11 protein-coding genes are annotated in these 8,741 nt (G+C 70.6%); all 11 read left to right on the forward strand.

Annotated features, from left to right (window positions below; translation table 11 throughout):
* Positions 1-1,599, forward strand: a 1,599-nt coding sequence (locus AC5RV2_RS11600; RefSeq protein WP_494092456.1) for an amidohydrolase, incomplete at its 5' end; no start/stop codon positions are given.
* Entirely contained in the window at positions 1,596-3,032 is a 1,437-nt protein-coding gene (locus AC5RV2_RS11605) for an NAD(P)/FAD-dependent oxidoreductase (protein ID WP_494092457.1), read from the forward strand. The genes AC5RV2_RS11600 and AC5RV2_RS11605, both read left to right, overlap by 4 nt.
* A gap of 12 nt (positions 3,033-3,044) precedes the next feature.
* Positions 3,045-4,523 (forward strand): gamma-aminobutyraldehyde dehydrogenase, encoded by a 1,479-nt coding sequence (locus AC5RV2_RS11610; protein ID WP_494092458.1) that lies wholly within the window; start codon positions 3,045-3,047, stop codon positions 4,521-4,523.
* Between the two features lie 99 nt (positions 4,524-4,622).
* Complete coding sequence (locus AC5RV2_RS11615; protein WP_494092459.1) at positions 4,623-4,778, forward strand: hypothetical protein; 156 nt, start codon at positions 4,623-4,625, stop codon at positions 4,776-4,778.
* Between the two features lie 68 nt (positions 4,779-4,846).
* Positions 4,847-5,347, forward strand: coding sequence for a methylated-DNA--[protein]-cysteine S-methyltransferase (locus AC5RV2_RS11620; protein WP_494092460.1), 501 nt, complete (start codon positions 4,847-4,849; stop codon positions 5,345-5,347).
* A gap of 47 nt (positions 5,348-5,394) precedes the next feature.
* Positions 5,395-5,919, forward strand: coding sequence for an RNA polymerase sigma factor (locus AC5RV2_RS11625; protein ID WP_494012932.1), 525 nt, complete (start codon positions 5,395-5,397; stop codon positions 5,917-5,919).
* Positions 5,916-6,548, forward strand: a complete 633-nt coding sequence (locus AC5RV2_RS11630) for a methylated-DNA--[protein]-cysteine S-methyltransferase (protein ID WP_494092461.1) — start codon at positions 5,916-5,918, stop codon at positions 6,546-6,548. Before AC5RV2_RS11625 ends, AC5RV2_RS11630 begins: the two co-directional genes overlap by 4 nt.
* The gene (locus tag AC5RV2_RS11635; protein WP_494092462.1) at positions 6,545-7,210 is read left to right on the forward strand and encodes an alpha-ketoglutarate-dependent dioxygenase AlkB family protein; all 666 of its coding nucleotides are present in this window, start codon (positions 6,545-6,547) and stop codon (positions 7,208-7,210) included. The genes AC5RV2_RS11630 and AC5RV2_RS11635 overlap by 4 nt, the downstream gene beginning before the upstream one ends.
* 69 nt (positions 7,211-7,279) lie before the next feature.
* Complete coding sequence (locus AC5RV2_RS11640; RefSeq protein WP_494092463.1) at positions 7,280-7,882, forward strand: DNA-3-methyladenine glycosylase I; 603 nt, start codon at positions 7,280-7,282, stop codon at positions 7,880-7,882.
* A gap of 145 nt (positions 7,883-8,027) precedes the next feature.
* A complete protein-coding gene (locus AC5RV2_RS11645) occupies positions 8,028-8,420 on the forward strand; it encodes a universal stress protein (RefSeq protein ID WP_494064994.1) in 393 nt (130 codons plus the stop codon).
* A gap of 3 nt (positions 8,421-8,423) precedes the next feature.
* Positions 8,424-8,741 (forward strand): AlkA N-terminal domain-containing protein (locus tag AC5RV2_RS11650; protein ID WP_494092464.1); only part of this gene is annotated, 318 nt, incomplete at its 3' end.

The raw sequence follows: 8,741 nt of genomic DNA on the forward strand, positions 1-8,741 counted from the left end.
GCCGAAGCCCGGGCGGCGGCGGGGCCTGAGGCCACCGTCGTGGACCTGCGCGGCCGACTGCTGGCGCCCGGCTTCACGGATGCCCACGTGCATGCCGTGATGGCCGGGATGGAACGGTTGGGCTGCGACCTGTCCCTGTGCGCCGGGGCCGACGAGGTGCTGGCCCGGATAGCTTCGTTCGCCTCCTCCGCCGACGGCGGGTGGATCACCGGCGGCGGCTGGCACAAGGCGGATTTCCCGGGCGGCTATCCGACCCGGCAGGCGCTGGATGCGGTGGTCCCGGACCGCCCGGTCTACCTGGTCAACGCGGACCACCACAGTGCCTGGGTCAACAGCCGTGCGCTGGAGTTGGCCGGCATCGATGCCGCCACCCCCGACCCGAAGGACGGCCTGCTGGAGCGCGATGCCTCCGGAAACCCGGACGGGACCCTGCACGAAGGTGCCATGGACCTGGTCAACCGGGTCATCCCGCGGGCGACGGTCGAGGACATGCGGGCCGGCTTGCTGGAGGCCCAGCGCTACCTCCACTCGGTAGGCGTCACCGGATGGCAGGAAGCGATCCTGGGCGACTATGCCGGTTATCCGGAGGCCAGCGCCGCGTACCGGGCGTTGTTGGACGAGGGCCTGCTGACCGGCCGTGCCGCCGGAGCCCTGTGGGTGCCGCGGAGCACCAGCCTGGCCACGGTCCCCGACCTGGTCGCGAACTTTATCGCCCGCCGGGAGCAGAACGCGGCGGCCGGTTTCCGCACCACCAGCGCCAAGATCATGGTGGACGGGGTGCCGGAGAACAGGACTGCCGCCATGTTGGAGCCGTACCTGCAGCCCTGCGCCTGTGCCGGCGCGGCGGGACACGAAGGCCCTGCCGCCGCCGGCGACGCGGCGGACGGTCCGTCGGCGGGCCGCGGTTTGACGTATCTTCCCGAGGACGTTCTGGCGGCAGTAGTGACGGCGCTGGATGCCGCCGGATTCGACCTGCATCTGCATGTGATCGGCGACCGTGCCGTGCGGGAGGGACTGGACGCCGTCGAGCGTGCCCGGCGCGCGAACGGCCCCGGCAGCGGCCGGCACCACATGGCGCACCTGCAGATCATCCACCCCGCCGACGTCGCCCGCTTCGGCGAACTGGACGTCACCGCGAACCTGCAGGCGCTCTGGGCCTGCAACGACGCCCAGATGCGCGAGCTGACCGTGCCGCTGATCGGCGAGGAACGGGCCGGCTGGCAGTACCCGTTCGCCTCCCTGGCCGCCTCCGGCGCCCGGCTCGCAATGGGCTCGGACTGGCCGGTGTCCAGCCCGGATCCTTGGCAGGCCATCCACGTGGCGGTGAACCGCCGGCACCCGGACGACGGTTCCGACGGGCCGCTGCTGCCGGACGAGGCGCTGTCTTTGGAGACCGCGCTGGCCGCCTACACGTCCGGCTCGGCCTGGCTGAACCGCCAGGACGACGGCGGCCGGATTGTTCCCGGAGCGCCGGCCGACCTGGCCGTGCTGACCGTCGACCCGTTCAGCCTTCCCTCGGAGGAACTGCACACCGTCGGCACCGATATGACCCTGGTGGCCGGCCAACCGGTATTCGAACGGCAGGGGGCGCCGGCATGAAAACGTTCTACGACCGTGCCGAAGAGCAGATCCCGGCCGCACGCCTCGACGCCGCCTTGGCCGGGGCGTCCCCGACGCCGTTCTGGCTGGATGATCCCTCGCGCCCCGCACCGCTGCCGTCCTTGCGCGGCACGGTAACGGCGGACCTGGCGGTGGTCGGCGGCGGCTACACGGGCTTGTGGACCGCGCTGCTGGCCAAGGAGCGCGACCCGGACCGCTCGGTGGTGCTCCTGGAGGGCAACCGCATCGGCTGGGCCGCGTCCGGCCGCAACGGCGGCTTCTGCGAGGCCAGCCTGACCCACGGGAGCGCGAACGGGCAAAGACACCTCCCCGGCGAAAACGAACTGCTGGACAAGCTGGGTTTGCAGAACCTGGACGAGATCGAAGAGAGCCTGGCCCGGTACGGGATCGACGCCGGCTTTGAACGCACCGGCACGCTGTCCGTGGCCACCGAAGAGCACCACGTCGGCTGGCTTGCAGAGGAGGCCGCCGAGGACCCAGCGCTCGAGTTCCTGGACCAGGCCGCCGTCCAACAGCAGGTGGCCTCCCCCGCCTACCGGGCAGGGTTGCGGGACCGGCGGGGAACGGCGATGGTGCATCCGGCGAAACTGGCCTGGGGGCTGCGCGACGCCTGCCTGCGGGCCGGCGTCGAGATTTATGAACACACGCCGGCACGTTCCCTGTCCCAGCGGGCGGGGTCCATCCTGCTGGCTACCGACGCCGGCTCCGTGGCCGCCGGACGCGTCGCGCTGGCGACCAATGCCTTCCCGTCGCTGCTGGCGCGCACCCGGCTGCATACCGTCCCCGTGTACGACTACGCGTTGATGACGGAACCGCTGACCGGCGGGCAACGGGAATCGCTGGGCTGGTCCGAGCGGTTCGGCATCGCCGACAACGACAACCGGTTCCATTACTACCGGCTGACCACCGACGCCTACGGGCAGGACCGGATGCTGTTCGGCGGCTACGACGCCGTCTACCACTACGGCAGGTCGCTCCGGCACTCCTACGACCACCGCCCGGAAACGTACCGCCGGCTCGCCGCCCACTTCGCCGCCACCTTCCCGCAACTGGCCGACGTGCGCTTCAGCCACGCCTGGGGCGGCGCCATCGATACCTGCAGCCGCTTCTTCTCCTTCTTCGACACCGCCTACGCCGGCCGGGTGGCCTATTGCGCCGGCTTCACCGGCCTCGGCGTGGGAGCGTCGCGCTTCGGCGCCAACGTGATGCTCGACCTGCTGTCCGGCCGGCCGACGGAACGGACGGAGCTGGAGCTGGTGCGGCGGAAGCCGCTGCCGTTCCCGCCCGAGCCGCTCGCCTGGCTCGGCATCAAGCTCACCACCGCCGCCCTGATCCGCGCCGACCGCAACCGGGGACGACGCGGCCCCTGGTTGAAAGCCATGGACGCGGCCGGCATGGGCTTCGACTCGTAAAGGAGACAAAGGATGCACCAGTACATCAACGGCGGGCTCCGCGAGGGCCGCGGAGAGCGCGCCACGCGCGTGAACCCGGCCACCGGCGAGGCCGCGGAGACCATCGGCTATGCCTCCGGGGCGGACGTGGACGACGCCGTGGCGGCGGCCAAGACCGCCTTCCCGGCCTGGGCCGGCGCGACGCCCGCCGAACGGTCCGAGGCCCTGCTGAAGCTGGCGGCCGAACTGGACCGCAGGGCCGCGGAACTGGCGGCGGTGGAGACCGCGCAGACCGGCAAGAGCATCCGCCTGGCCACCGGATTCGACGTCCCCGGGACGGTCGACAACGCGGCGTTCTTCGCGGGCGCGGCCCGCCAGTTGCAGGGAGTGGCGGCCGGCGAATACGGCACCGGCGGGACCTCGATGATCCGGCGCGAGCCGATCGGCGTGGTGGGTTCCGTGGCGCCGTGGAACTATCCGCTGCAGATGGCGGCGTGGAAGATCCTGCCGGCGATCGCCGCCGGCAACACGATTGTGCTCAAGTCCTCCGAGCTCACGCCGGGCACCAGCCTGATCTTCGCCGAAGCCGCGGCCGCGGCCGGAATACCGGACGGCGTGGTCAACATCGTCACCGGCAGCGGCCGGGAAGCGGGCGAGGCCTTGGTGACCCACCCGGATGTGGCCATGACGTCCTTCACCGGCTCCACCGCCGTCGGACGCCGCATCATGGCGCTGGCCGCGGGGCGCGGAAACCGCGTGCACCTGGAGCTGGGCGGCAAGGCACCGTTCGTGGTGTTCGACGACGCGGACCTGGAAGCCGCCGCGCACGGAGCGGTGGCCGGCTGCACCATCAACGGCGGCCAGGACTGCACCGCCGCCACCCGGGCGTACATCCAGCGGCCGCTGTTCGACGCCTTCACCGCACGGGTCGCCGAGCTGATGGAACTCGTGGTGGTGGGCGACCCCACCGACGACGCCACCGACATGGGCTCCCTAATCAGCCACGCGCACCGGGACAAGGTGGCGGGTTTCGTGAACCGGGCCCGGGACGCGGGGGCGAAAATCCTGGCCGGCGGCGCGGCTCCCGGCGCCGACCTGGCGGACGGCGCCTACTACCGCCCCACGCTGGTCACCGGCGTCGGGCAGGACGCGGAAATCGTCCGCGAGGAGGTCTTCGGCCCGGTGCTGACCGCGATTCCGTTCGATACCGACGGCGAGGGCCTCGCGCTGGCCAATGACACCCAGTACGGGCTGGCCGCCTCCGCGTGGACCAGCAGCCTGGCCCGTTCGCTGCGCGCATCGGCCGAGATTCAGGCCGGCTGCGTCTGGATTAACGACCACATCCCGATCGTCTCCGAAATGCCGCACGGCGGGTACAAGGCGTCCGGCTTCGGGAAGGACATGTCCGCCTATTCGCTGGAGGACTACACGAACATTAAACACGTGAGCATGGGCAGCGACCCGGCCGCGCACAAGGAATGGCAGGACACGGTGTTCCGGTACCGCGGCTGACCGGCCCCGCCCCGGTGTGTCCACGGGGCCGGCGCTCCGGACGCCGGTAGGCTGGCCCGGACTGTCCGCATTCGGCGGGACGGCTCGAGGAGACACACGGTGACAATGGTTTCGGTGCTTGGGTTCTTGCCCTTGTTGTTCACGCTCGTCGTGGCGGTACTGGCGGTATGGGTGCTGATCCTGCTGATCGGCTACCTGCGCCTGAAGAACGCGGAACTCCGGTCTGCCGCCGCCCGGAGGCAGTCGGAACAGTAGCGCGGGCTCACTTTAACGCGCGCCGGAACGTCTGCACGGGAGAGAATGAAAGCGGACGAAGGAGCGCCATGACCCGCGTGCACACCCTCATCGACACCCCGCTCGGGGAACTGACGGCCGTCGCCGAGGACGGGTCGCTGACCGCGCTCTACTTTCCAAGCCACAAGCGGATGCCGGCTGCCGCCACGTTCGGCGACCGCACCACCGTCGGCTTCGAAGCCGTCACCGCGCAACTGGACGAGTACTTCGCCGGCCGGCGAACCGGGTTCGACCTGCCGCTGGCGCCGAAGGGCGACCCCTTTAAGCTAAAGGTGTGGGCGCTGCTGCGGCACATCCCCTACGGCCAGACCCGCTCGTACGGCCAGCTCGCAGCCGAGCTGGGCGACCCGCATCTGGCCCAGGCCGTCGGCCATGCCAACGGCCACAACCCGCTGTCCATCGTGGTGCCGTGCCACCGGGTGGTCGGAGCGGACGGATCGCTGGTGGGTTATGCCGGAGGGCTGGAACGGAAACGCTTCCTGCTGGAGCTGGAAGAGCCCGCGGACGTGAAAGCGGGCAAGCTTTTCTGATGCCCACCTCACGGAATGCGCCCGACGGGCGTCTACAAGGTGTGCAGATGAAACCCTTCGAGCAACTGGTCAGCGACCACGGCCCCACCGTGCTGCGCGTCTGCCGGGTGGTGCTGGGCCCCGGGCCGGACGCCGAGGATGCCTGGTCGGAGACCTTCTTGTCCGCGCTCAGGGCCTATCCGGGGCTGCCCGCCGCCGCAAACCATGAGGCCTGGCTGGTCACCATCGCCCACCGCAAGGCCATTGACGTGGTCCGGCGGCGGGAGCGCGCTCCGGTGCCGGCAGGGTATCTGCCCGAGTCGCCGTCGACGTTGGGAATCCCCGGGAATGACGACGACGAACTGCACCAGGCCGTCGCGGCCCTGCCCCTGAGGCAGCGCGAAGCCGTCGCGCTGCACTACCTGGCCGGGTTGCCTTACGCCGAAGCCGCCGCACTGACCGGCTCCACCACCGGAGCCGTCCGCCGCGCGGCCGCCGACGGCATCGCCAAGCTGCGGGCGTCGTACCGCGGCGGCCGGGAGCAGGACGCGGGAGCGGCCGCACACCACGCGAGTGAAGGAGTTTTGCGATGACCAACGCACACTCGGCGGCCCGGGACGCCGCTCCCGGACCCGTGCTCGACGTGCTGACCCGCCTGGATCCGGCGCTGCTGCAGCGGCTGCACACCAGGCTGGAACATCAGGCCGCCGCCGAAGGATCCCTCGACCTGGCCTACGCCACCGCCGACACGCCGCTGGGGCGGCTGCTGCTGGCAGCCACGGAGGAAGGACTAATCCGCGTGGCCTTCGAGGGCGAAAACCACGATGCCGTGCTGGCTGAGCTGGCAGCCGGCGTCAGCCCCCGGATCCTGCATGCTCCGGCCCGGCTTGCGGCCGCCGCCCGGCAACTGGACGAGTACTTCGCCGGCCGGCGGCGCTCCTTCGACCTCCGGCTGGACCGCCGGCTGTCCAAGGGATTCCGGGCGGAAGTGCTCAGGCACTTGCCCGAGATCCCCTACGGCCGGACCGAAAGCTACGCGCAGGTGGCCGCCGCGGTCGGGAATCCCAAGGCGGTGCGCGCGGTGGGCAGCGCGTGCGCCACCAACCCGCTGCCCGTCGTCGTGCCCTGCCACCGCGTGCTGCGCTCGGACGGCGCCTTCGGCGGCTACCTCGGCGGGCCGGAGGCCAAGGCCTACCTGCTGCAACTGGAGGCAGCGGCGTGAGCACCCTGTTCGAGCACGCTCCGGCCGGCCGGCGCGAGATCGCGCCGGGCGCGGTGCATGTGCCGGGCTGGCTGACCGTGGAACGGCAGCGGGAACTGGTCCGGGCCTGCCGGGAATTCGGCCGCGGACCGGTCCCCTACCGTGCCGCCAAGCTGCCGGGCGGCCACGAAATGAGCGTGCGGACGCTGTGCCTGGGCTGGCATTGGGCGCCGTATAAGTACACCCGCACCGCCGACGACGTGAACGGCGCGCGCGTGCTGGAGTTCCCCGGCTGGCTCGCCGACTGGGGCCGGCGGGCGCTGGCCGACGCCTCGGGGGATCCGGCCGCGGCGCAAGGCTACGAGCCGGATACGGCCCTGATCAACTTCTACGACGACACCGCCAAGATGGGCATGCACCAGGACAAGGACGAACAGGCGGACTTCCCGGTGGTTTCGCTCAGCGTGGGTGACGACTGCTTGTTCCGCTTCGGCAACACCGAAACGCGGACCAAGCCGTATACGGACGTCCGGCTGCGGTCCGGCGACCTGTTCGTCTTCGGCGGGCCGGCCCGGTTTGCCTACCACGGCGTGCCCAGGATCTACCCGGGCACGGCCGATCCCGCCTGCGGGCTGACCGGCGGCCGGCTGAACCTGACCATGCGGGTGACCGGCCTGGCATGAGGGTCCGCGGTTTTCCACAGCATGCGGGGCGGGCCTGCGGGCCGCGCCACGGTAGGAGAGAATCGAATCATGGAGACAACCGCTTCCGGCGTAGTCCTCTGCGAGGACGGCCTGGCCCGGCCCACGTGGGCCGCCACGGATCCGCTGCTGCGCGAGTACTACGACACCGAATGGGGCATGCCCGTCCGGGGCGAGCAAGGCGTCTATGAGCGCATCACGCTGGAGGGCTTCCAGGCCGGGCTCTCCTGGGCCACGATCCTGCGCAAACGGCCCGCCTTCCGGCAAGCGTTCCATGATTTCCAGGTGGATACCGTCGCCGCGTTCACCGAAGACGATGTCGAGGCGCTGATGCAGGACGCCGGAATCGTGCGGAACCGGGCCAAGATCCGCGCCGCCATCACCAACGCGAAGGCCACCATCGCCCTGCGCGCAGAAGGCGGCCTGAGCGACTTCGTCTGGTCGTTCCAGCCGGAGGAGACGCCCGAGCCGCGGCACATCCAGGACGTGCCCACCACATCTCCGGAGTCCGTCGCGCTGTCCAAGGCCCTGCGCAGGCGCGGCTTTGCCTTCGTCGGCCCCACCACCATGTTCGCCCTGATGGAAGCCATCGGCATGATCGACACCCACCTGGTGGACAGCCACCGCCGCGGCTCCTCCGGCGTCTGGGACTAGCACCGGCTTTCACAATCACTTCACGCATCCGCCGCACCGTGGGATGCGTGCCACAATGATGTGCACCCGCTGGCTTCGGGGGAACCGGACGTGCATGTTCGACCGGGAGCCGGCACCGCAGGAGTTATCCGGTAAGGAGAGCACGTTGACGATTCTTGTTGCCTACGCCCCGCGTCCCGAGGGCCGTGCGGCCCTGAGCAAGGGCATCCAAATGGCCACGCAGAACAATGAGAAGCTGGTGGTCGTCAACGCCAGCCCGGGCGGGGCGCAGAAGGACGAGTCGTTCTCGGACGCCCACGACGCGGCCTGGGTGCAGCAGGAACTGTACAATTCCGGCCTGCAGGCAGAGTTCAAGCAGTATGTCCGCGGCAAGGACGCCGTGGACGAGATCGTGGAATTGGTTGAAGAACTCTCGGTCTCGCTGCTGGTCATCGGCCTGCGCCGGCGCTCGCCGGTGGGCAAGCTGATCATGGGCAGCACCGCCCAGGAGATCCTGCTGACCGTTGACTGTCCGGTCCTGGCGGTCAAGGCCCGCTGACCCATGCGGGTTGGCCTGCCGCTGCTTCCGCCGTTCGACTCCCCGGCCGCGCTGGCCGCCCTGGCCGCCCATGCGGTACCCGGCCTCGAAACCGTCGACGTGGCGGCGGGCACCTGCACGCGCCTGTTCAACACCGGCGCCGGCCCGGTGCCGGTCACGGCCACCCTGTCACCCGACGCCGTCGACCTGGACATCGGCAGCGACTCCCCCGCCGTCCTGAGGGAGCTTACGACGGCGGTGCGCGGCTGGCTCGACCTGGACCTGGAACCGGAGCGGGTGGCGGCTGCGTTGGGTGCCGACCCGGTGCTCGGGCCCCTGCTC

It is taken from the genome of Arthrobacter sp. Y3225116 (genome assembly GCF_059091245.1).